Raw genomic sequence first — 21177 nt, forward strand, 5'->3', positions numbered from 1 at the left:
TGCCCCGCCCCTCGAGCGGCTAGAAGTTTTGCAAGCTCGCAAACAGCGCGAGGCCGAACAGCGCGAGCGCGCCCATGACGAAGCCGAACACGAACACGCCGATCCCGCCACGGCGCTTCGGCGCCACCGGGACGGGCGGCGGCGCCGGCCGCTCGGCAACCGGAAGCGGCGTTGCCACCATCGCATGCTCGCGCTCGATCAGGCGGCGCGCGACATAGTCGGTGACGGCATCGACGATCGCGGCCACGTCATGCGATTCGGCGAGCACGATGCGGCCGAACCTCGTGTCCTGCACGAAGCGGTAGATCCGCTTGTCGCGCCCCATCAGCACATGCGCGACCACGTCGATCCACAGCCGCGGCGTCTCGCCCTGGCTGATGCCGCGGTCGAACAGATCGACCTTGTCCGGCACCTGCGCGAACAGCGGATCGAGCGCATCGTTGAGGATCTCGAGCCGCGCCACCTCGGCGTCGCGCAGTTCGACGACAACACCGGTGCGATCGGCCGCCTCGATCCGCGCCCGCCGCAGCGCCTCTCGCAGCGTCGGCCGCATCTCGCGCGCCTCGCTGCCGGTGTTCTGCGGATCGGACATGCCTTGCGGCCTCGTGGTGACGGGTTTCCTGCGCATTAACCTATCAGCAACCAAGATGTCCGCAAAGGGCGTTGGTTCCCAAGCACTTAGGCCGCCACTTATCCCCAGATCAAGGGCCTGACGCTGTCCCAAAAGCGGTCGACCCCACCCGGATGAAACCGGATGGGGCCGCCGTCCTTGGACGTTTTCTTAGCTGCCTCACGATGCGATCGCGTATCGCGACGTCATCTCTTGTTTGAGCATCATCTCCGCGCAAACGCTTGCGTTTGTCGCGAGGGAAAACCGGTTCCCACTTTTCCGGATCACGCTCGCTCAGGCCGAAACCCGTGACGGCTCCTCGACGATGGAGAAGCGCACGCCGGCCTTGTGGCGGCTCTCTTCCGAGACTTCCTTCCAGCACTCTTCGGCTTCCTTGCGGGTCTTGAACGGACCGCGGACCTGGGCCGAGCCTTCGACGAGCTTGTGGAAGTTCATCGACCCGAACTCGCCGCCGATCACCCAGAAATTGCTGCCTTTGCTCATCGTCAGTCTCCTTCAAAAAATCGGGCTGCCTTTGCCCAGCCGCCTGCACCTTAATTCCCGCAACTGTTCGCCGCATCGACATTCTTGACAGCGCATTGCGAATTGCGTGTCAGGAGATAAACGCGAAAACGCGAAGTTCGTACAGATGCCTTGTTTTTTATTGGTGATGTCATGTAACATCTGAACTTGTAATAAATGTCGATTTGTAAATATTGTCACAACATAGGTCAGGAAGCCTGCCATGCCCGCCGGTTTTTCTTCTCCCTCTCCCCGTTCTTACGGGAAGAGGGTTGAGGTGGGGGGCTATCTCCGCAGCGAGACTCGCGGAGAGTCCCCCTCACCCGGATCGCATCTGGCGATGCGATCCGGCCTCTCCCCGCGCGCGGGGCGAGGCGGTCAGAATTTGCTGCGACAATCGAGACCAACCCGTGCCCGGTGAATCCGGCAAGAAGCTGTTCGTCGGTCCGCGCTTCCGGCGGATCCGCCAGCAATTGGGGCTGTCGCAGACCCAGATCGCCGAGGGGCTCGGGATCTCGCCCTCCTACATCAACCTGATCGAGCGCAACCAGCGCCCGGTGACGGCGCAGATCCTGCTGCGGCTGGCCGAGACCTACGACCTCGATCTGCGCGACCTCGCCACCGCCGACGAGGACCGCTTCTTCGCGGAACTCAACGAGATCTTCTCCGATCCCCTGTTCCGCCAGATCGACCTGCCGAAGCAGGAGCTGCGCGACCTCGCCGAGCTCTGCCCAGGCGTGACGCATGCGCTGCAGCGGCTCTACGCCGCCTACACCGAGGCCCGCCGCGGCGAGACGCTGGTGGCGGCGCAGATGGCCGATCGCGAAGGCTCGCAATTCGACGCCAACCCGATCGAGCGGGTGCGCGACCTGATCGAGGCCAACCGCAACTATTTTCCGGAGCTCGAGACCGCCGCGGAGAATTTGCGCGACGAGCTCAACGTGCCGACCGAAGGCCTCTTCACGGCGCTGACCACGCGCTTGCGCGAAAAACATTCGATTCTGACCCGCGTGATGCCGGTCGACGTGATGCGCGAGACGCTGCGCCGTTTCGATCGGCACCGCCGGCAGCTCTTGATCTCCGAACTCGTCGACAGCTCCGGCCGCAGCTTCCAGCTTGCGCTGCAGATCGGCTTTGTCGAGTGCGGCGCCGCGATCGACGCCATCGTCAGCCGCGCCGGCCCGCTCGACGACACCGCGCGCCGGCTCTACCGCATCACGCTCGCCAATTACTTCGCAGCCGCCGCGATGATGCCCTATCAGGCGTTTCATTCCGCAGCCGAAGCCTTGAGCTACGACGTCCACGTGCTAGCGCAGCGCTTCAACGCCGGCTTCGAGCAGGTCTGCCACCGTCTCACCACGTTGCAGCGGCCGAACGCGCGCGGCGTGCCGTTCTTCCTGCTGCGTGTCGACAATGCCGGCAACGTGTCGAAGCGGTTCTCCTCCGGCACCTTCCCGTTCTCCAAGTTCGGCGGCACCTGCCCGCTCTGGAACGTGCATTCGACCTTCGACATGCCGGATCGCCTGCTCAGCCAGGTGATCGAATTGCCGGACGGCACGCGCTACTTCTCGATCGCGCAGATGGTGCGCCGGCCGGTGGCGCCCTACCCGCAGCCGCAGCCGCGCTTCGCGATCGGGCTCGGCTGCGAGATCCGGCATGCGGCCAAGCTCGTCTATGCCACTGGCATGGATCTGGAAAAGGTCGAGGGCACCCCGATCGGCGTCAACTGCCGGCTTTGCGAGCGCGAGAATTGCAGCCAGCGCGCCGAGCCGCCGATCACGCGCACCTTGATCCTGGACGAGACCACGCGGCGCGTGTCCTCGTTCGCGTTCTCGAATGCGCGGGAGTTGTGAGCTCAGGATCAATCCACCGCGGCAAAGGCCTTGCACCAGCCATCCTTGCTGATCGCGCCCCGACCACCTTGCAGCCATCGGGCGCGACAAACAGCGTGCACATGCCGCAGGAGTAGATGCCGTTCGGCGTATCCTGATATTCCGCCTGCGGTTTGGTCATCTTGTCGGAGGCCGCGGCGGTTCGCGGCAGAAGTGTCGCAGGAAGCCCTGCGATGGCGGCGCCGATGAAAGTGCGGCGCGAACGTCCGGGTTGTTGTTTGGCCATGATGTTCACCCCATGCGTCGTCCCTGCGAAAGCAGGGACCCATACGCCGTGACGGACATTGTAGACGGGACTCGTCGTCCCAGCGTCGCTCGACAATCAGCATTGGTGGTTGTGGGTCCCTGCTTTCGCAGGGACGACACCGAGCTTGTGGCTCAGCCACTGAGTCATGCCTCCGCATTCTCGCGACATGAGACATCAACGGTCGCACAACTAGTCGCTCATTGTTTTAGACATGTGACGCGCGCCGAGATGCCGGCGGTGCGATGCGCGCGTGACTCAGGAATGGCGGCGATTTTCGCCCGACGACATGCCGAGCGAGGCGGCGGACGTCATGCGACGGCACAACCAGCCGGGGCTTGCGAGCCGGCATGCGCGCAGGACATCCGCCTGAGCGACTGCCCATCCGTCGACCGCGCCCCGGATCTGTGGCGCGCAACGGCCCTCGCCTTCGCGCGGCGCGCTGGCAAGCGCCGCCGCGCGAGAGAGACAACAGCGTCAGATCGATCTGCGCCGTTTTGGATCGCTCGGTCTGCTAGCCGCCGGGCGGCGTGTAGGCGGTCTTGAGCTTGGTCGCGTGCTGACGCACCACCTTGATCTCATCCTGGGTAAAGAGCCGGACCAGCCGCACATTCTGCATGGCGCCGGCCGCCACGACCACGCCGCTGATCGCAGGCGCGAAGCTCGGATCCGGCACGTCGAAGATCACCATCACGCCGGGGCCATCGGTCGCCGTGCTGTACATCGAAATCAGCTTTCCGCCGGCGGCCTCAATCAACTTCTTCGCGGCCTCGTATCGATTGGTCGTCGGGTTTTCCATGATGTTGTTCAGGGAACGCGGGGTGTATTCACCAGAGAAGCAGAAATGCATGGCAATCGCTCCGTTTGGTTGGAATGAAAAAAACATTCACCCAGGCGCGCGGCCCGAGCAGAGCATTTCGTACTGAAAAATGAGAAGAAATGGCCTGCCGATGGCCAGTCGCGCTGCCGCTCATTCTCCGGATTTCGGCGCAACCGGTGGCAGCTCGCCGCGCAATCTACATCAGACCCGCGGCAAATAAAATCGCGTTTCTGCTCTGCGACGAAATCTCTCCTTGGTCGATGCGGCACCGAGGGGCAGCGCGCCTGACCTGACCGACGAACGGATCCGATCCATCCGAGCTGGCCAAGCGACGCATGGGCGCCTGCCAGGCGGTTACGGGACGACGCCTTGCAAACAAGGGCGATCTGCCTCAGTGTCCGGCGCCCGCTATCAAGAACAAGCGAAAGAAAATTCATGAAGCATCGCGCGCTCGGCCGCTCCGGCCTCACTGTTCCTCCCCTGTGCTTCGGCTGCAATGTATTCGGCTGGACAGTGGACGAGACGTCGTCGTTTCGCCTGCTCGACACCGTGCTCGATCAGGGGCTGACATTCCTGGATACGGCGGATGTCTATTCGCGCTGGGTGCCGGGCCACAGCGGCGGCGAATCCGAAACGATCATCGGCAAATGGATGAAGGCGCGCGGCAACCGCAACCGCATCATCCTCGCCACCAAGGTCGGCATGGACATGGGCGGCGGCAATGTCGGGCTGAAGCCGGACTACATCGCGCGCGCCGTCGAGGACTCGCTGCGGCGGCTGCAGACCGATTTCATCGACCTCTACCAGTCCCACAAGGACGATGAGACAACACCGCAGGAAGAGACGCTCGCGGCCTATGACAAACTGATCAAGGCCGGCAAGGTCAGGGCGATCGGCGCCTCGAACTTCTCGGCGGAACGACTCCAGAGCGCGCTCGACATTGCCAAGGCGAACGGCCTGCCGCGCTACGAGAGCATGCAGCCCGAATACAGCCTCGCGGAGCGCTCAAGCTACGAAGGCGCGCTGCAACGCGTCTGCGAGGCGAACGACGTCGGCGTGATCACGTTCTTCTCGCTCGCCGCCGGATTTTTGACCGGCAAATATCGCTCGGAGAGCGACTTCGCCAAGAGCCCGCGCGGTGCACGCAGCATTCCAAAATACATGAACCCGCGCGGCATGCGCATCCTGGCCGGTCTCGACGAGGTCGCCGCGGAAACCCACGCCGAGCCGGCCGCGGTTGCGCTCGCCTGGCTGATGGCAAAACCCGCCGTCACCGCGCCGATTGCCAGCGCCACCAGGCCCGAGCAGGTCGCAACGCTGGTCGCGGCGACCAAACTTGAGCTGAGCAAAAACCAGGTCGAACGGCTGGATGCCGCGAGCGCGTAGCGCGGCTCCACTTCACCTCGCCCCGCGTGCGAGGAGAGGCAGAGGCCGCCTTCGGCGGCCGTTCTCAAGAACGCCGAAGCAAGGCTTCGGCTATGACGCATCGCTAGATGTGTTCCGGGTGAGGGAGAGCTTCCGCGAATGCAGCTACCGCCGTATTTGCGGAGACAGCCCCTCACCCCAACCCTCTCCCCGTAAGAACGGGGCGAGGGAGCACACCGCCTTCGCGGCTGCCGTCCAATCCCGCCTCACCTCACCCTAGCCCCACGGGCCGCGCTGGCCGGATCCGCCCCACGGGCTGCGCGGCGGATAGCTTCCACCGGCCGGGCGCGGCGCGGTCTGGGTGCCGAGTTCGGCGGCGAGCTGCTGCAGCGCGGCGATGCGGTTCGCGGTCGAGGGGTGGGTCGCGAACAGGTTGTCGACGCCGTGGCCCGACAGCGGGTTGATGATGAACATGTGCGCGGTGGCCGGATTGCGCTCGGCCTCCATGTTCGGCACCTGGTGCGCGGCGTTCTCGATCTTCGCGAGCGCCGAGGCAAGCCACATCGGCTGGCCAACGATGCGGGCGCCATAATTGTCGGCGGCGTATTCGCGGGTGCGGCTGATCGCCATCTGCACCAGCATGGCGCCGAGCGGCGCCAGGACCATCATCGCGATCGAGCCGACGATGCCGGGTCCGTTGTTGTTGCGGTTGCCGCCGAAGAACATGCCGAACTGCGCCAGCATCGAGATCGCGCCGGCGATCGTCGCCGTGATCGTCATGGTGAGCGTGTCGTGATGCTTGATATGCGCAAGCTCATGCGCGATCACGCCGGCAAGCTCCTCGCGGCTGAGCTGCTGCATCAGGCCCGTGGTGACGGCGACGGCCGCATTCTCCGGATTGCGGCCGGTCGCGAACGCATTGGGCTGCGCCTCGTCCATCAGGAACACGCGCGGCATCGGCAGCGCGGCGCGCTGCGCCAGCTCGGCGACGAGATTGTAGAGTTCGGGCGCCGAGCCCGCATCGACCTGATGGGCGCCGTACATCGACAGGACCATGCGATCGGAATTCCAGTAGGTGAACAGATTTGTCGCAGCCGCGACCATCAGCGCGATCACGGCGCCGGTGCCGCCGCCGATCAGATAGCCGACCCCCATGAACAGGGCGGTGAGGCCGGCAAGCAGGAGCGCGGTGCGGAAATAGTTCATCGTGGTTCCCTGACGGCAGACGGAATGCTGCCACAACTGACGCCACTGAGGTAGGGATTTTGCCGCTGACGCCGCAAGGGGAACCAGTGCGTCGCAGCGACGCGGCGCGGGTTAACATCGGTTATGTGCAAGCAGTCACCCCTAGCCCGGATGAAGCGCAGCGAAATCCGGGATCGCTTCTGCGGCGCACATTGCCCCCGGATTGCGCTTCGCTCCATCCGGGCTACAGGGGCGCGCCTACGCCGCCGGCTCCTGCGCGATCGCCGCTTCGTCCTCGCGCAGCGCGACGCGCAACATACGGGCGAGCTCGGCGCGGCTGTAGGGTTTTGCCAGGAACAGGATGCCCTGCTCGAGCTTGCCGTCCTGATCGATGGCGTCATCGGTATAGCCCGACGTGAAGAGGACGCGAAGGCCGGGGCGGCGCTTCCGCGCCTCGGTGGCGAGGTCGCGCCCGTTCATCGCGCCCGGCATGATGACGTCGGTGAACAACAGATCGATCGGCGCGCCGCTGTCGAGCACGGCAAGGGCTTCGCGGCCATTATTGGCCGACAGCGTGGTGTAGCCGAGGCTCTCGATCTGGGTCAGCACATAGGAGCGCACCAGTCTGTCGTCCTCGACGACGAGCACGATTTCCCGCGCGCCGCGCGCGTCCGGCTGCCGCCGCTCGGGTACTGCTGCCGCAGAGACCACCGCCGCGCGCGGCAGATAGAGCATTACCCTGGTGCCGCGACCGATCTCACTGTCGAGCACGACGTGGCCGTTGGATTGCTTGACAAAGCCGTAGACCATGCTGAGGCCGAGCCCGGTGCCCTTGCCGACGTCCTTGGTGGTGAAGAACGGTTCGAACACCTTGGCCAGATCGGCTTCCGCAATGCCCCGGCCGTTGTCGGTCAGCGCGATCGCGACGTAGTCGCCGGCGGCAAGCCCGTCATGGCCGTTCACGTCCGATGGCTTGAGCTCGGCGGTGCGGGTCTCGATCGTCAGCCGGCCGCCCTTCGGCATCGCGTCGCGCGCGTTGAGCGCAAGGTTGATGATCGCGGTGACGAGCTGGTTGCCATCGACCAGTACGCGCGGCAGATCGGGTTCGGAGCGAAAATCGATGTCGACATGGTCGCCGATGGTCGGCCGCAGCAGCTCGATGGTGTCGACCATCAACGCGTTGACGTCGATGTCGCTCGGCTGCAGCGGCTGCTTGCGCGCGAAGGCGAGCAGATGCCGCGTCAGCGATGCGCCGCGCTCGGCGGCGTCGCGGATCAGCGCGGTGATCTCCGTGAGCTGGCGGTTGTGAGTGACCGCCTCGGCCAGGATGTCGATCGTGCCGGTGATGACGGTGAGGATGTTGTTGAAGTCGTGCGCAATGCCGCCGGTGAGCTGGCCGACCGCTTCCATCTTCTGCGCCTGACGGATCTTGCTCTCATTGGCCTCGGCCTCGCGGAAACGCTCGAGCAGGAATTCCGAGCGCTGGCGCTGCCGTCCCTCCTCCGCGAGCGCGACATGGGCCTCGCGCAGCTGCTCTTCGGTCGGGATCGCGAGGATCCGCGGGATCAGCGGCCAGAGCAGCACTGCGGTGAAGATCGAGGCGACAGCGGTCAGCGCCTTGAGCAGGCCCTCGAGACCGTAGATCGGCACCCACAGCGTGTAGATCGAGAACACATGGTTGAGGCCGCAGGCGAGGATGAACGCGGCGAACGGCCACGCCATCCAGCCGAACTGGAAGTCGCGCCGCTTGGAGACGAGGATCGCCAGCGCAAACGGAATCGAGAAATACGAAGCGGCAATGATCGCGTCTGAAATCACGTGGAGCCAGATCAGCTCCGGCTCCCACAACAGGCAGATGCCGTGCGGCGAAAACGTCGACGAATCCAAGAGACGCTCGAGAAAACTCCACATGGGTCCCTCCGGGCGTGATCGATCCGCCGACACCCCTGCCCGCGAATCACCCGCCGATCATAGCGGCGGCGTCTTGCCGTGCCGAAGCCCAATTGGTCTAAGAGCGGCACCCCCGTTGTTGCCTGGTGTCGCCCTGGTGTATGCAGATTGGGCTTCAATTCCCCTTTTTCCAACCGGTGACATCGATGCCAGCCTTTCCCCTCCGCGCCCCGATCATGATCGCAGCGATCGCGGGGGCGCTGGCGCTCTCTACCCTCGCCTCGGCGCAGCAGCCGTTGCCCAGCCCCTTGAATCCCGCGCCGGTCAGGCCGCGCCCTGCCGCCGTCGCCTCGCCGAGGGCTGCGTCCTGCCACAACGGGCAAACTTTCGATCGCTTCCTCGCCGAGCTGAAGCAGAAGGCGGTTGCCGCCGGCGTCTCGCAGCGCACGATCGCGGAGGCCGCGCCCTACCTGATCTACGACCAGGGCATCGTCAACCGCGACCGCGGCCAGCGCGTGTTCGGGCAGATCTTCACCCAGTTCGCCGGCCGCATGGCCGCGAACTATCGTATGCAGCAAGGCCAGCAATACATCCGGACCTATGCCGCCGCGTTCGCGCGCGCCGAAAAGGAATATGGCGTGCCGCCGGCGGTGATCGCGGCGTTCTGGGGACTGGAGAGCGATTTCGGCGTCCAGATGGGCAATTTGCGGACGCTGAAATCGCTGGTGTCGCTGGCCTATGATTGCCGCCGCTCGGAGATGTTCCAGGGCGAGACCATCGCCGCGCTGAAGATCATCGAGCGCGGCGACCTGACGCCCGACGAGATGATCGGCTCATGGGCCGGCGAGCTCGGCCAGACGCAATTCTTGCCGACGCATTATTTCAACTACGCGGTCGACTATGACGGCGACGGCCACCGCAATCTCCTGCAAAGCGGCCCCGACGTGATCGGCTCGACCGCGAACTACATCGCCACCGGATTGAAATGGCGGCGCGGCGAGCCGTGGCTGCAGGAGGTGCGTGTGCCGCAGGCGGCAAACTTCCCGTGGGACCAGGCCGACCTCACCATCAAGCTGCCGCGCTCGACATGGGTATCGCTCGGCGTCAGCTTGACCGACGGCAAGCCATTGCCGAATGACGAGATGCCGGCCTCGCTGCTGCTGCCGATGGGCCGGATGGGTCCGGCGTTCCTCGCCTATGCGAATTTCGCCGCCTACACCGAGTGGAACAACTCGCTGATCTATTCGACCACCGCCGGCTATCTCGCCGGCCGCATCGCGGGCGCACCGCCGATGCAGCGGCCGCACGCGCCGGTCGCGCAATTGCCGTTCAATGAGATCAAGGAGCTGCAGGGACTGCTCGCGCGCGCCGGCTACGACGTCGGCAAGATCGACGGCGTGCTCGGACAGGCAAGCCGCAGCGCGGTGAAGGCGATGCAGATGAAATACGGCCTGCCGGCGGATTCCTGGCCGACTGCGGAGCTCCTGACGCGGATGCGCGGCGGGCCCCGCACCCAGCCGGCCGCCGATGCCGCGGCACCGGGGATGCGGTAGAGCGAACGCCCATTTTCCGTAGCCCGGATGCAGCGCAGCGAAATCCGGGACAAGCCCCGATGCGCCTCCCCGGATTGCGCTTCGCTCCATCCGGGCTACGCGGCCTCGAACGATCCGTCACCCTGTGAAGGCGCACGGCTGGGAAATATTTGACCAACTGTTACAGCCGCCCGCAGTTGTATTCTTCCCTTCGCCGCCCCACTTGCAGCATCGCCGTTCGGTAACATCCGAATTTCATCAGAACAGGGAGCATCACATGTCCTTTCATGACGCCGTCGTCCCCGCCTACCTGCAGATCCTCAATAGCCTCACCGGCGAGCTGACCAAGGCCGAGGTGCATTGCGAGGCGAAGAAGATCGCGCCCGAGGTGCTGCTGGGATCGCGGCTCTATCCCGACATGCTGCCGCTGACCAAGCAGGTGCAGCTGGTCTGCGATCACGCCGCACGGGGCTGCGCGCGGCTGACCCATAGCGAAGTGCCGTCGACGCCCGACACCGAGAAGAGCTTCAGTGAACTGAAGCAGCGGCTCGCCAGGACGATCGACTATGTGAAATCGTTCAAGCCGGCGCAGTTCGACGGCGCCGACGCCAGGGACGTCACCTTCCCGATCGGCCCCGATCGCACGATGACCTTGAAGGGCCAGCAATTCCTCAGCGCGTTCTCGTTCCCGAACTTCTATTTCCACGCCGTGACCGCGCACGACATCCTGCGCCACAACGGCGTCGAGATCGGCAAGCGCGATTTCCTCGGCGTCAGCTGACGCGTTTCGGCGATCATATTCCCCGCGACGGGATTTTCGCTTCACGCCCTCGCCCGTGCTACTGCTCCCTGACAACAACAAGACGTCAGGGAGCACGCCATGTCGACCACAACCCACGCACCGAAAGCCATCGATCCGTCCGCTTCGCTGCATGCCGAAGCACTCGGGCTGGCGAAGAACCACGGCCGCCTCGCCGGGCGGCGCATCATCGTGGTCGGCGCGGGACAGCGCACAACCGTGGATGAAGCGCCGCCGATCGGCAACGGCCGCGCCATAAGCGTGCTGTTCGCGCGCGAGGGCGCGTCGGTCGCCTGCCTCGACGTCAACAAGGACGCCGCCGACGATACCGTCGCGCAGATCACAGGCGAAGGCGGCAAGGCCTTCACCGATGTGGTCGATGTCGCCGACGTCGCAGCGATCGCGCCCGCGGTCGAACGCTGCGCGCAAAGGCTCGGCGGGCTCGACGGGCTGGCGCTCAATGTCGGCATCTCCTCCGGCCTGTCGCTGCCCAAGATGACGGCCGAAGCCTGGGACCGCGACTATGCCGTCAATGTGCGCAGCCACATGCTGTTCGCGCAGAAGGCGCTGGAGGTGATGGCGCCGGGCGGCGCGATCATCCTGGTCTCCTCGATGGCGAGCCAGCGCGCCGGCGGCCGCAACCCGGCCTATGAATCCTCCAAGGCGGCGCAGATCGCGCTGGGGCGGGCGATCGCGCGGGCCGGCGAGGACAAGGGCATTCGCTGTAATGTGATCGCGCCCGGCTTCATGGACACGCCGATGGGGCGCGACGCCAGCCGCAGGCGATCTGACCGCGCCGTGACAGTGCCTTTCGGCCGCCAGGGCACCGGCTGGGAGGTCGCCTATACTGCGCTGTTCCTGATTTCGAATGAATCCTCCTACGTCAACGCGCACACCCTGTTCCTCGATGCCGGCCACATGGGCGGAATTGTGCGCAGCTAGCCTGCGGAGCGCGAATGCCTCGGGCATTGCGCTCGTCGCGGCAATGCACAATTCTCCTTCATCAGTCATTCTCTGGAACATTTACATGAGCCAATCGACCAAACTTCTCGAGCCCTACAAGCTCGGCCCGCTGACGCTGCCGAACCGCCTGGTGATGGCGCCATTGACGCGCAACCGCGCGGTGCCGCCCGGCATGGTGCCGAGCCCGCTCGCGGTGGACTATTACGGCCAGCGCGCCTCCGCCGGCCTTCTGATCACCGAGGCGAGCCAGGTCTCACAGCAGGGCCAGGGCTATCAGGATACGCCCGGCATCTATTCGAAGGAACAAGTCGAGGGCTGGCGCAAGGTCACCGATCGCGTGCACGAGCGCGGTGGCCGCATCTTCATCCAGCTCTGGCACGTCGGCCGCATCTCGCATGTCGCACTGCAGCCGAACGGCGGCGCGCCGGTGGCGCCGAGCGCGATCCGCGCCAAGGGCAAGACATTCGTCAACGGCACCTTCGCCGACGTGTCCGAGCCGCGCGCGCTGGAGCTGTCGGAAATTCCCGGGATCATCGAGGACTTCAAGCGCGGCACTGCGAATGCGCTGGCGGCCGGCTTCGACGGCGTCGAGATCCATGGCGCCAACGGCTATCTGCTCGACCAGTTCGCCCGCGACGGCACCAACAAGCGCACCGACGCTTATGGCGGCGGAATCGAGAACCGCGCCAAGCTGATGCTGGACGTGTCCAAGGCGGTCGCCATCGAGGCCGGCGCCGATCGCACCGGCATCCGGATCTCGCCGGTCACGCCGGCCAACGACATCACCGACTCCAATCCGCAAGCGCTGTTCGACTACATCGTCGACCAGCTCAGTGCGCTGAAGCTGACCTATCTCCACGTCGTCGAGGGTGCAACCGGCGGCCCGCGCGATATCGCGCCGTTCGACTACGCCTCGCTGCGCAAGCGCTTCAAGCAGGCCTATGTCGCCAACAACGGCTACGATTTCGCGCTGGCGGAGAAGGTGCTGGAGGCCGGCGCGGCCGACCTGATCGCGTTCGGCAAGCCGTTCATCTCCAACCCCGACCTGGTCGAGCGGCTAAAGGCCGGCGCGCCGCTCAACGAGTGGGACAAGGCGACCTTCTACGGTGGCGGCGCCAAGGGCTACACGGATTATCCGACGCTGAAGGCGGCCGAGGCGGCGGAGTAAGGTCGACCAAAGACTGTCATGCCCCGCGAAGACGGGGCATCCAGTATTCCAGAGACGACAGCGATTGATCGAGACGCCGCGGCGTACTGGATCGCCCGATCAAGCCGGGCGATGACAGCGGAGAAAACAAAAAGGCCGGGATCGCTCCCGGCCTTTCGTTGTCTTCGGATGGCGTGGGCTGGTACGCCTTTGCTTGCTGCCTTACTTCGCTTCGGCGCGCTTCGGCGGGTTGGCCGGCCACGACTTGATCAGCGTGTCGTAGTCGACCGTCTCGCCCTTCGGCTTCTCGTTCGCGAGCTTGCGCTGCGGAGCGATGGTGCCGTCCTTCTCGGCCTTCTTGTACCAGAACTCGGCGGTTTCCTTCTTGTTCAGCTTCGGTCCGCAGGCGCCCTGCACACCGGACTTCTCAAGACGCTCCATCACCGAATCCTGGGCCGCGGCCAGCGCGTCCATCGCCTGCTGCGGCGTCTTGGTACCGGACGACGCATCGCCGATGTTCTGCCACCACAGCTGCGCGAGCTTCGGATAGTCGGGCACGTTGTTGCCGGTCGGGGTCCACTGCACGCGCGCAGGCGAGCGGTAGAACTCGATCAGGCCGCCGAGCTTCGGCGCACGCTCGGTGAACGACTTGTCCCAGATATCGGACTCACGGATGAAGGTGAGACCGACATGGCTCTTCTTCAGCGACACCGACTTGGAGATGATGAACTGCAGATAGAGCCAGGCTGCCTTGCGGCGATCCGGCGGGGTCGACTTCAGGAGCGTCACGGAGCCGGCGTCCTGATAGCCGAGCTTCATGCCTTCCTTCCAGTAAGCGCCGTGCGGCGACGGAGCCATACGCCACTTCGGCGTACCGTCCGCGTTCATCACGGCGATACCCGGCTTCACCATGTCGGCGGTGAAGGCGGTGTACCAGAACATCTGCTGGGCGATGTTGCCCTGCGCCGGCACCGGACCTGCTTCCGAGAAGGTCATGCCCTGGGCCTGCGGCGGGGCATACTTCTTCAGCCAGTCGAGATATTTGGTGATCGAGTAGACCGCGGCCGGGCCGTTGGTGTCGCCACCACGCTCGACCGAGGAGCCGACCGGGCGGCAGCCTTCCATGCGGATGCCCCACTCGTCGACCGGCAGGCCGTTCGGGATACCCTTGTCGCCGTTGCCGGCCATCGACAGCCAGGCGTCGGTGAACCGCCAGCCGAGCGAGGGATCCTTCTTGCCATAGTCCATATGGCCGTAGATCTTGACGCCGTTGATCTCCTTGATGTCGTTGGTGAAGAACTCGGCGATGTCTTCATAGGCCGACCAGTTCACGGGAACGCCGAGCTCGTAGCCATACTTGGCCTTGAACTTGGCCTTGTACTCGGGGTTGGTGAACCAGTCGTAGCGGAACCAGTAGAGGTTCGCGAACTGCTGGTCGGGCAGCTGGTACAGCTTGCCGTCCGGCGCCGTGGTGAACGACTTGCCGATGAAGTCGTCGACGTCGAGCATCGGGTCGGTGACGTCCTTGCCCTCACCCTTCATGTAGTCCGACAGGATGATGGTCTGGCCATAGCGGAAGTGGGTGCCGATCAGGTCGGAGTCGTTGATCCAGCCGTCATAGACGTTCTTGCCCGACTGCATCTGGGTCTGCAGCTTCTCGACGACGTCACCTTCCTGGATGATGTCGTGCTTGAGCTTGATGCCGGTCAGTTCGGAGAACGCCTTGGCCAGCGTCTGCGATTCATATTCGTGCGTCGTGATCGTTTCCGAGACGACGTTGATCTCCATGCCTTTGAAGGGTTCGGCGGCCTTGGCGAACCACTCGAGCTCCTTCTTCTGGTCTTCCTTCGACAGCGTCGAGGGCTGGAATTCCGCGATCCACTTCTGGATCACGGCTTCGTCGGCGGCGCGGGCCGGCGTGGCGACCGCGAGCGAGGCGGCGATCAGCGCGGCGGCGCTGGTCATAGTCAAAAGACTATCCTTTGTCGTTCTCAAATGTCGCATTATGATTCCTCCGGTTGCAGCGACAAACAAAACCCCAGGCCCGGGTAGACCCCGGATCTGCTCTTCTTCGCTTTCGTCAGACGGTGCGAAAGATCGCCACGGCTGAAAGAAGCGAAATCAGCGTTGCGAGCCACAGGCTCGAAATTTCCACACCCTCGCCGATCGGCAGGGTGAGGATCGGATCGGTGCCGACGAGGCCGATCCACACCAGGTGGATCACCGCCGCCAGCACCAGCGAAATGAACAAACGATCGCCGCGCGTGGTCGGGATGCGCAGCACGCCGACCCGCTCGGCCTCGGGATAGACCGCCGCTAGCCAGGTCATCACGCCGAGCGTAGAGGCCAGCAGCACGAAGAAGATCGCGGTCGGCAGCGTCCAGGCCATCCATGCGATGGATTCCATAAGTGCCTCCTAGACCCGGCCGAGCGCGAAGCCGCGCGCGATGTAGTTGCGGACGAACCAGATCACCAGCGCGCCCGGAATGATGGTGAGCACGCCGGCGGCGGCGAGCAGGCCCCAGTCCATGCCGGCCGCCGAGACCGTGCGCGTCATGATCGCCGCGATCGGCTTGGCCTGCACCGAGGTCAGCGTGCGCGCGAGCAGCAGCTCGACCCAGGAGAACATGAAGCAGAAGAACGCCGCGACGCCGATGCCGCTTGCGATCAGCGGCACCAGGATCTTGATGAAGAAGCGCGGGAACGAATAACCATCGAGGAACGCGGTCTCGTCGATCTCGCGCGGCACGCCGGAGACGAAGCCTTCGAGGATCCACACCGCCAGCGGCACGTTGAAGATGCAGTGCGCGAGCGCGACCGCCCACGGCGTATCGAACAGGCCGATCGCCGAATACAGGTTGAAGAACGGCAGCGCGTAGACCGCCGCCGGCGCCATGCGGTTCGACAGCAGCCAGAAGAACAGATGCTTGTCGCCGAGGAAGCGGTAGCGCGAGAACGCATAGGCCGCCGGCAACGCCACCGCGATGGAGATGATGGTGTTGAGCACGACGTATTCGAGCGAATTGATGTAGCCCGAATACCAGCTCTCGTCGGTGAAGATGCGCTTGTAGTGCTGCAGCGTCGGCGTGTGCGGCCACAGCGTCATCGTCGAGACGATCTCGGCGTTGGTCTTGAAGCTCATGTTGACGAGCCAGTAGATCGGCAACAGCAAGAAGATCAAAAACAGCGCCATGATCAGGCGGCGGCCGGGGATCGAATGCATCACGCCGCTCCTTCCTTGGCCGGACGCTCGGAGCCGGCATTGACCATCACGGTGTAGAACACCCAGCACACGATCAGGATGATCAGATTGTAGACCAGCGACAGCGCCGCGGCCTTGCCGAGGTCGAACTGGCCGAGCGCGATCTTGACGAGCTCGATCGAGACGAAGGTCGTCGAATTGCCTGGGCCGCCGCCGGTGACCACGAACGGCTCGGTGTAGATCATGAAACTGTCCATGAAGCGCAGCAGCACCGCGATCAGCAGCACGCGGTTCATCTTCGGCAGCTGGATCGCCTTGAACACCGCCCAGCGCGAGGCGCCGTCGATCTGCGCCGCCTGGTAATAGGCGTCGGGGATCGACTTCAGCCCGGCGTAGCAGAGCAGCGCGACGAGGCTGGTCCAGTGCCAGACGTCCATCACGATGACCGTGACCCAGGCGTCGACCTCATTGGACACGTAATTGTAGTTGAGACCGAGGTGGTTCAGCACATAGCCGAGCAGGCCGATATCGGGCCGGCCGAAGATCTGCCAGATGGTGCCGACCACGTTCCACGGAATCAGCAGCGGCAAGGCGAGGATGACGAGGCAGGCCGCGACGCTCCAGCCCTCGCGCGGCATCGACAGCGCGACGACGATGCCGAGCGGCACCTCGATCGCGAGGATCACGGCAGAGAAGAACAGGTTGCGACCGAGCGAGGCCAGGAAGCGGCCGCCGAGATCGGTCGATGGATCGAGCAGCTCCTTGAACCAGCCGACACCGTTCCAGAAGAACTGGTTGTTGCCGAAGGTGTCCTGCATCGAATAGTTCACGACGGTCATCAGCGGCAGCACCGCCGAGAACGCGACCACCAGGAACACCGGCAGCACCAGAAACCAGGCTTTTTGGTTGATCGTCTTGTCCATCAGGCGACCCCCTCCACCAAATGGCTGTCGGCATAGACGTGAACATGCGCGGGATTGAAGATCAGCCCGGCGGTATTGCCGGAGACCGAGAAGCCCGGCGGCACGCGCGCGGCGAATTTGGTATCGCCGACCTGCACGCGGGCGAACTGGATGCGGCCGAGATCGTCGATCCGCTCGATGGTTGCCGACAGCAGCCCTGACGCCGGCGGCGCGACATCGACGAATTCCGGCCGCACGCCGACCTCGATCTTCTTGCCCGCAGGCAGCACACCATAGTTTCGATGCAGGCCGATGACATGGCCGTCGACCCGCGCCTCGTGACCACGGACCTCGGCGGGCACGATGTTCATGCCGGGCGAGCCGATGAAATAGCCAACGAACGTGTGCGCCGGCTTGTCGAACAGTTCGGCCGGCGTGCCGCTCTGCACCACGCGGCCGTCATGCATGACGACGACGGTGTCGGCGAAGGTCAGCGCCTCGGTCTGGTCGTGAGTGACGTAGATCATCGTGAGGTCCAGCTCGCGATGCAGCGCCTTCAGCTTGGAGCGCAGCTGCCACTTCAGCTCGGGATCGATCACCGTCAGCGGTTCGTCGAACAGGACGGCCGCGACGTCGGAGCGCACCAGCCCGCGGCCGAGCGAGATCTTCTGCTTGGCGTCGGCGGTGAGCCGCGTCGCCTTGCGTTTGAGATAGGGCGTGAGGTCGAGCAGATCGGCGATCTGCCTGACCCGCGCGTCGACCTCGGCCTTCGCGACGCCGCGATTCTTCAGTGGGAAGGCCAGGTTCTGGCCGACCGTCATGGTGTCGTAGATCACCGGGAACTGGAACACCTGCGCGATGTTGCGCTTCTGCGTCGACAGCGGCGTGATGTCACGGCCGTCGAACAGGATCTTGCCGCGCGACGGCGTCACGATGCCGGAGATCAAATTGAGCAGCGTGGTCTTGCCGCAGCCGGACGGCCCGAGCAGCGCATAGGCGCCGCCTTGCCGCCAAGTCATGGTGACCGGCTTCAGCGCAAAGGATTCCTGCGGCGCGTCGTTGCCACCGTAGGAGTGCGCGAGATCGACGAGGTCAATGCGGGCCATGAAGCATCTCCCTCACTTGCCGTTGCCAGCTGACGCGTTTGCTGTACGCGCACTGCGATGCACGTTGCCCGAAAACGCGGTCGCAGGCGACGCGACGAGGCGGTCGGCCGCGTCGAACACGAAGATGTTGTCGGGATCGAGCGCGGCGTCGAGCACCTGCCCGGGTTCATATTCGTGCACGCCGTGCAGCACCGCGACCCAGTTCGAGCCGTGGACATGGACGTGCACAAAGCTCTCCGACCCAGTGATCTCGGTCACCGTCACCGCGGCGGAAAATTTGTGGCGGCCGGCCGCGACATTCCCGACCTCGAGCTGGTGCGCGCGGAAGCCGGTCCGGTAGAGGCCGTCGGGCAGATTGGCATAGAGGCCGGCCGCGGGCGCCTGCTCGCCACCGGCATAGATCACTTGCGCCCCCTTCTTCTCGATGCCGATGATGTTGAGCGGCGGATCGGAAAACACCTGGGCGACGCGCAGCGTGTCGGGATGGCGGTAGACCTTCGGCGTCGCGCCGGTCTGCAGCGCCCGGCCTTGCCACATGCACACCGTGTCGCCGCCGAGCAGCAGCGCTTCCGACGGTTCGGTGGTGGCATAGACGAAGATCGCGCCGGAGGCCTCGAAGATGCGCGGCAGCTCGGCGCGCAGCTCCTCGCGCAGCTTGTAGTCGAGATTGGCGAGCGGCTCGTCGAGCAGCACGAGGTCGGCGCCCTTGACCAGCGCCCGCGCGATCGCGGTGCGCTGCTGCTGGCCGCCGGAGAGTTGCAGCGGCGTGCGCTTCAGGAACGGCTCGAGCCGCAACAGGCCGGCCGCTTCCGCTACCCGCCGCTCGATCTCGGCGCGCTGCTTGCCCTGCACGCGTAGCGGCGAGGCGATGTTCTCGTAGACCGTCAGCGAGGGATAGTTGATGAACTGCTGATAGACCATCGCGACCGAACGCTGCCGCACGTCGGCGCCGGTGACGTCCTTGCCGTCGACCAGCACGCGACCGGTGGTCGGCTTGTCGAGGCCGGCGAGCAGCCGCATGATCGAGGTCTTGCCCGACAGCGTCGGCCCGAGCAGCACGCTGAGCGTGCCACGCTCCAGCGTCAGCGACACATCGCGGATGGTCGCAATGCCATCCACGGTTCGCGTGACATTCTGCAGTGTGACGCTCATGCCCGTCCTCCCGCTTCGCGGAGGGGACGTTCACCGGACACGCGGTTGGCGAGCATCCACTCGTCGAGCGCGGCGATTTCACCCGCCGTCATCCGCAAGCCCAGCTTGGATCGTCGCCAGACGACATCGTCCGCAGTCCGAGCCCATTCGTTCGCCATCAGGTACCTGACTTCGCTTTCCGTCAAGGTGGCGCCGAAGGAGCGGCCGAGATCGGCCGTCGATATTGCGTTGCCCAAGACTTTGCTGGCGCGCGTGCCATAGGCATGGGCGAGACGATTGGCGTGCGATTGCGCGAGAAACGGATAGTTGCGGATCAATTCGGCGCTCAGCGCCGCGACCGCGGATACATCCATGTCGCCGCCGGGCAGCGGCGCCTTGCCGGTCCAGCCCTCCTGCGCCTTTGTGCCGCGGAGATAAGGCGACAGCCGCTCCAGCGCCTCTTCGGAGAGACGGCGATAGGTCGTGATCTTGCCGCCATAGATCGACAGTAGCGGCGCACCGCCGGGCGTATCGAGCTCGAACACGTAGTCGCGGGTCGCGGCCTTGGCTTCGCTCGCGCCGTCGTCATAGAGCGGACGCACGCCGGAGTAATTCCAGACCACGTCCTCGGGCTTCACCGGTTTGGCCAGATACGCGCTGGCGGACGCGCAGAGATATTCGATCTCCTCCTGCGTCGCCTTAACCTTGGCCGGATCGCCGTCATAGTCGCGATCGGTGGTTCCGATCAGCGAGAAGTCGCCCTGATAGGGAATGACGAAGATGATGCGGCCGTCGGCATTCTGGAAGATGTAGGCACGATCATGGTCGTAGAGCTTCGGCACCACGATGTGCGAGCCCTGCACCAGGCGCACCTTGGCGCGCGCGTTGACGCCGGCGCCCGAGGCCAGGACCTGTTCGACCCAGGGGCCGCCGGCATTGACCAGCACGCGTGACTGGATCGTGTCGCGGGCACCCGTGACACTGTCCTCGACCGTGACGTGCCAGACGCCGTCGACCTGCCTGATCTCGACCGCGCGGGTGCGGGTGCGGATCTCGGCGCCCCGATCGGCGGCATCGCGCGCGGTCAGCGCAACCAGCCGGGCGTCGTCGACGAAGCAGTCGGAATATTCGAAGCCCTTGGTGTAGCGGCCCGGAATCAGCGGCTTGCCGACCACGTCGCGGGTCAGATCGACCGAGCGCGTCGCCGGCAGCAAATGCCGGCCGCCGATGTGGTCGTAGAGGAAGAGGCCGAGACGCAACAGCCAGGCCGGGCGCAGGCCGGCGTGGTGCGGCAAAACGAAACGTAGCGGCCGAATGATGTGGGGCGCGATCTGCCAGAGGATTTCGCGTTCGATCAGCGCCTCGCGCACCAAACGAAACTCGTAATATTCGAGATAGCGCAGACCGCCATGCACGAGCTTGGTTGACCAGGACGACGTCCCGCTAGCCAAGTCATTCATTTCACAGAGGAAAACAGAGTTACCCCGGCCTGCCGCATCGCGCGCGATGCCGCAGCCATTAACGCCGCCTCCAATGATGGCGAGGTCGTAAATTCGATCCAAAGAACGCTTCCCCCGGCAACCGCCTTCGCTTTGACGGTTTTACTTTCGGATTGGAGTAAATCACAACCAAAAACGAAAGCAAAGTGAAAATGGGGAACTTTCGCTGGGGATTTCTTGGGCGGCGTGCTCACGGTCAGAGCTTTTGGGGAGACGGGAGGGACGACGCTTGAGGCAACGCCGGGCAAGACGGTGGCGGACGATCAGGGACGCTGTGGCGATCGTCCAACGCGCAATTCCGGCAAGGCCTTCTCGGGGTCGTAGGTGCGGCGAGCGCCACTGCCGACCCGCCTTGCACACGCGCGGCT

At 64.7% G+C, this 21177-nt stretch carries 19 protein-coding genes; 6 read left to right on the forward strand and 13 right to left on the reverse strand.

From position 1 onward, the window contains the following. Positions 1-19: 19 nt before the first annotated feature. Complete coding sequence (locus ACVWY5_RS30155; RefSeq protein WP_028333202.1) at positions 20-592, reverse strand: hypothetical protein; 573 nt, start codon at positions 590-592, stop codon at positions 20-22. A gap of 312 nt (positions 593-904) precedes the next feature. Further along, complete coding sequence (locus tag ACVWY5_RS30160; RefSeq protein ID WP_016839740.1) at positions 905-1114, reverse strand: DUF4170 domain-containing protein; 210 nt, start codon at positions 1112-1114, stop codon at positions 905-907. Positions 1115-1542: 428 nt separating this feature from the next. Between ACVWY5_RS30160 and ACVWY5_RS30165 the strand changes: the two genes are divergently transcribed. After that, on the forward strand, positions 1543-2985 hold the full coding sequence (locus tag ACVWY5_RS30165) for a helix-turn-helix domain-containing protein (RefSeq protein ID WP_028333203.1): 1443 nt from the start codon (positions 1543-1545) through the stop codon (positions 2983-2985). 797 nt (positions 2986-3782) lie between these two features. Here the strand turns inward: ACVWY5_RS30165 and ACVWY5_RS30170 are convergent. Next, complete coding sequence (locus tag ACVWY5_RS30170) at positions 3783-4118, reverse strand: GYD domain-containing protein (protein WP_028333204.1); 336 nt, start codon at positions 4116-4118, stop codon at positions 3783-3785. 405 nt (positions 4119-4523) lie between these two features. On the opposite strand from ACVWY5_RS30170, the gene ACVWY5_RS30175 reads away from it, so the two are divergent. Further along, positions 4524-5474, forward strand: a complete 951-nt coding sequence (locus tag ACVWY5_RS30175) for an aldo/keto reductase (RefSeq protein WP_028333205.1) — start codon at positions 4524-4526, stop codon at positions 5472-5474. A 255-nt stretch (positions 5475-5729) separates the two neighbouring features. On the opposite strand, the gene htpX is transcribed toward ACVWY5_RS30175, so the two are convergent. Next, positions 5730-6659 (reverse strand): zinc metalloprotease HtpX, encoded by a 930-nt coding sequence (htpX, locus tag ACVWY5_RS30180; protein ID WP_028333206.1) that lies wholly within the window; start codon positions 6657-6659, stop codon positions 5730-5732. Positions 6660-6896: 237 nt separating this feature from the next. After that, entirely contained in the window at positions 6897-8549 is a 1653-nt protein-coding gene (locus tag ACVWY5_RS30185) for an ATP-binding protein (protein WP_051376065.1), read from the reverse strand. Positions 8550-8764: 215 nt separating this feature from the next. On the opposite strand from ACVWY5_RS30185, the gene ACVWY5_RS30190 reads away from it, so the two are divergent. The 4 genes from ACVWY5_RS30190 (at position 8765) to ACVWY5_RS30205 (ending at position 12990) form a co-directional block, all read left to right on the forward strand. Continuing rightward, on the forward strand, positions 8765-10081 hold the full coding sequence (locus ACVWY5_RS30190; protein ID WP_028333207.1) for a lytic murein transglycosylase: 1317 nt from the start codon (positions 8765-8767) through the stop codon (positions 10079-10081). 256 nt (positions 10082-10337) lie between these two features. Continuing rightward, positions 10338-10841 (forward strand): DUF1993 domain-containing protein, encoded by a 504-nt coding sequence (locus tag ACVWY5_RS30195; RefSeq protein WP_028333208.1) that lies wholly within the window; start codon positions 10338-10340, stop codon positions 10839-10841. 99 nt (positions 10842-10940) lie between these two features. Further along, complete coding sequence (locus tag ACVWY5_RS30200) at positions 10941-11801, forward strand: SDR family oxidoreductase (protein WP_028333209.1); 861 nt, start codon at positions 10941-10943, stop codon at positions 11799-11801. Positions 11802-11886: 85 nt separating this feature from the next. Next, positions 11887-12990: an alkene reductase gene (locus ACVWY5_RS30205; protein WP_028333210.1), complete on the forward strand. Its 1104-nt coding sequence runs from the start codon at positions 11887-11889 to the stop codon at positions 12988-12990. A 201-nt stretch (positions 12991-13191) separates the two neighbouring features. Here the strand turns inward: ACVWY5_RS30205 and ACVWY5_RS30210 are convergent, their stop codons facing one another. From ACVWY5_RS30210 to ACVWY5_RS30245, 8 genes are all read right to left on the reverse strand, one after another. Continuing rightward, on the reverse strand, positions 13192-14934 hold the full coding sequence (locus tag ACVWY5_RS30210) for an ABC transporter substrate-binding protein (RefSeq protein ID WP_028333211.1): 1743 nt from the start codon (positions 14932-14934) through the stop codon (positions 13192-13194). 115 nt (positions 14935-15049) lie between these two features. Further along, positions 15050-15376 carry a DUF2160 domain-containing protein gene (locus ACVWY5_RS30215; protein ID WP_016846242.1) on the reverse strand — a complete coding sequence of 109 codons (327 nt, stop codon included), beginning with the start codon at positions 15374-15376 and terminating at the stop codon, positions 15050-15052. Between the two features lie 9 nt (positions 15377-15385). Continuing rightward, the gene (locus tag ACVWY5_RS30220) at positions 15386-16192 is read right to left on the reverse strand and encodes a carbohydrate ABC transporter permease (RefSeq protein ID WP_028333212.1); all 807 of its coding nucleotides are present in this window, start codon (positions 16190-16192) and stop codon (positions 15386-15388) included. Continuing rightward, a complete protein-coding gene (locus ACVWY5_RS30225; protein ID WP_028333213.1) occupies positions 16192-17094 on the reverse strand; it encodes a carbohydrate ABC transporter permease in 903 nt (300 codons plus the stop codon). The genes ACVWY5_RS30220 and ACVWY5_RS30225 overlap by 1 nt, the downstream gene beginning before the upstream one ends. After that, on the reverse strand, positions 17094-18179 hold the full coding sequence (locus ACVWY5_RS30230; protein WP_028333214.1) for an ABC transporter ATP-binding protein: 1086 nt from the start codon (positions 18177-18179) through the stop codon (positions 17094-17096). Before ACVWY5_RS30230 ends, ACVWY5_RS30225 begins: the two co-directional genes overlap by 1 nt. Positions 18180-18191: 12 nt before the next feature. Continuing rightward, positions 18192-19331: an ABC transporter ATP-binding protein gene (locus ACVWY5_RS30235; protein ID WP_028333215.1), complete on the reverse strand. Its 1140-nt coding sequence runs from the start codon at positions 19329-19331 to the stop codon at positions 18192-18194. Next, a complete protein-coding gene (gene glpD / locus ACVWY5_RS30240) occupies positions 19328-20872 on the reverse strand; it encodes a glycerol-3-phosphate dehydrogenase (RefSeq protein ID WP_028333216.1) in 1545 nt (514 codons plus the stop codon). The genes ACVWY5_RS30235 and glpD overlap by 4 nt, the downstream gene beginning before the upstream one ends. Beyond that, a complete protein-coding gene (locus ACVWY5_RS30245) occupies positions 20767-21003 on the reverse strand; it encodes a hypothetical protein (RefSeq protein ID WP_321176725.1) in 237 nt (78 codons plus the stop codon). The genes glpD and ACVWY5_RS30245 overlap by 106 nt, the downstream gene beginning before the upstream one ends. Positions 21004-21177: the final 174 nt, after the last annotated feature.

The organism is Bradyrhizobium sp. USDA 3256 (assembly GCF_054058275.1).

Bases quoted from the DNA above. Each gene is read 5' to 3' on its own strand.
- ACVWY5_RS30155 (WP_028333202.1), bottom strand. From the start codon at position 592: ATGTCCGATCCGCAGAACACCGGCAGCGAGGCGCGCGAGATGCGGCCG.
- ACVWY5_RS30160 (WP_016839740.1), bottom strand. From the start codon at position 1,114: ATGAGCAAAGGCAGCAATTTCTGGGTGATCGGCGGCGAGTTCGGGTCG.
- ACVWY5_RS30170 (WP_028333204.1), bottom strand. From the start codon at position 4,118: ATGCATTTCTGCTTCTCTGGTGAATACACCCCGCGTTCCCTGAACAAC.
- ACVWY5_RS30175 (WP_028333205.1), top strand. From the start codon at position 4,524: ATGAAGCATCGCGCGCTCGGCCGCTCCGGCCTCACTGTTCCTCCCCTG.
- htpX (WP_028333206.1), bottom strand. From the start codon at position 6,659: ATGAACTATTTCCGCACCGCGCTCCTGCTTGCCGGCCTCACCGCCCTG.
- ACVWY5_RS30185 (WP_051376065.1), bottom strand. From the start codon at position 8,549: ATGTGGAGTTTTCTCGAGCGTCTCTTGGATTCGTCGACGTTTTCGCCG.
- ACVWY5_RS30190 (WP_028333207.1), top strand. From the start codon at position 8,765: ATGATCGCAGCGATCGCGGGGGCGCTGGCGCTCTCTACCCTCGCCTCG.
- ACVWY5_RS30195 (WP_028333208.1), top strand. From the start codon at position 10,338: ATGTCCTTTCATGACGCCGTCGTCCCCGCCTACCTGCAGATCCTCAAT.
- ACVWY5_RS30200 (WP_028333209.1), top strand. From the start codon at position 10,941: ATGTCGACCACAACCCACGCACCGAAAGCCATCGATCCGTCCGCTTCG.
- ACVWY5_RS30205 (WP_028333210.1), top strand. From the start codon at position 11,887: ATGAGCCAATCGACCAAACTTCTCGAGCCCTACAAGCTCGGCCCGCTG.
- ACVWY5_RS30210 (WP_028333211.1), bottom strand. From the start codon at position 14,934: ATGACCAGCGCCGCCGCGCTGATCGCCGCCTCGCTCGCGGTCGCCACG.
- ACVWY5_RS30215 (WP_016846242.1), bottom strand. From the start codon at position 15,376: ATGGAATCCATCGCATGGATGGCCTGGACGCTGCCGACCGCGATCTTC.
- ACVWY5_RS30220 (WP_028333212.1), bottom strand. From the start codon at position 16,192: ATGCATTCGATCCCCGGCCGCCGCCTGATCATGGCGCTGTTTTTGATC.
- ACVWY5_RS30225 (WP_028333213.1), bottom strand. From the start codon at position 17,094: ATGGACAAGACGATCAACCAAAAAGCCTGGTTTCTGGTGCTGCCGGTG.
- ACVWY5_RS30230 (WP_028333214.1), bottom strand. From the start codon at position 18,179: ATGGCCCGCATTGACCTCGTCGATCTCGCGCACTCCTACGGTGGCAAC.
- ACVWY5_RS30235 (WP_028333215.1), bottom strand. From the start codon at position 19,331: ATGAGCGTCACACTGCAGAATGTCACGCGAACCGTGGATGGCATTGCG.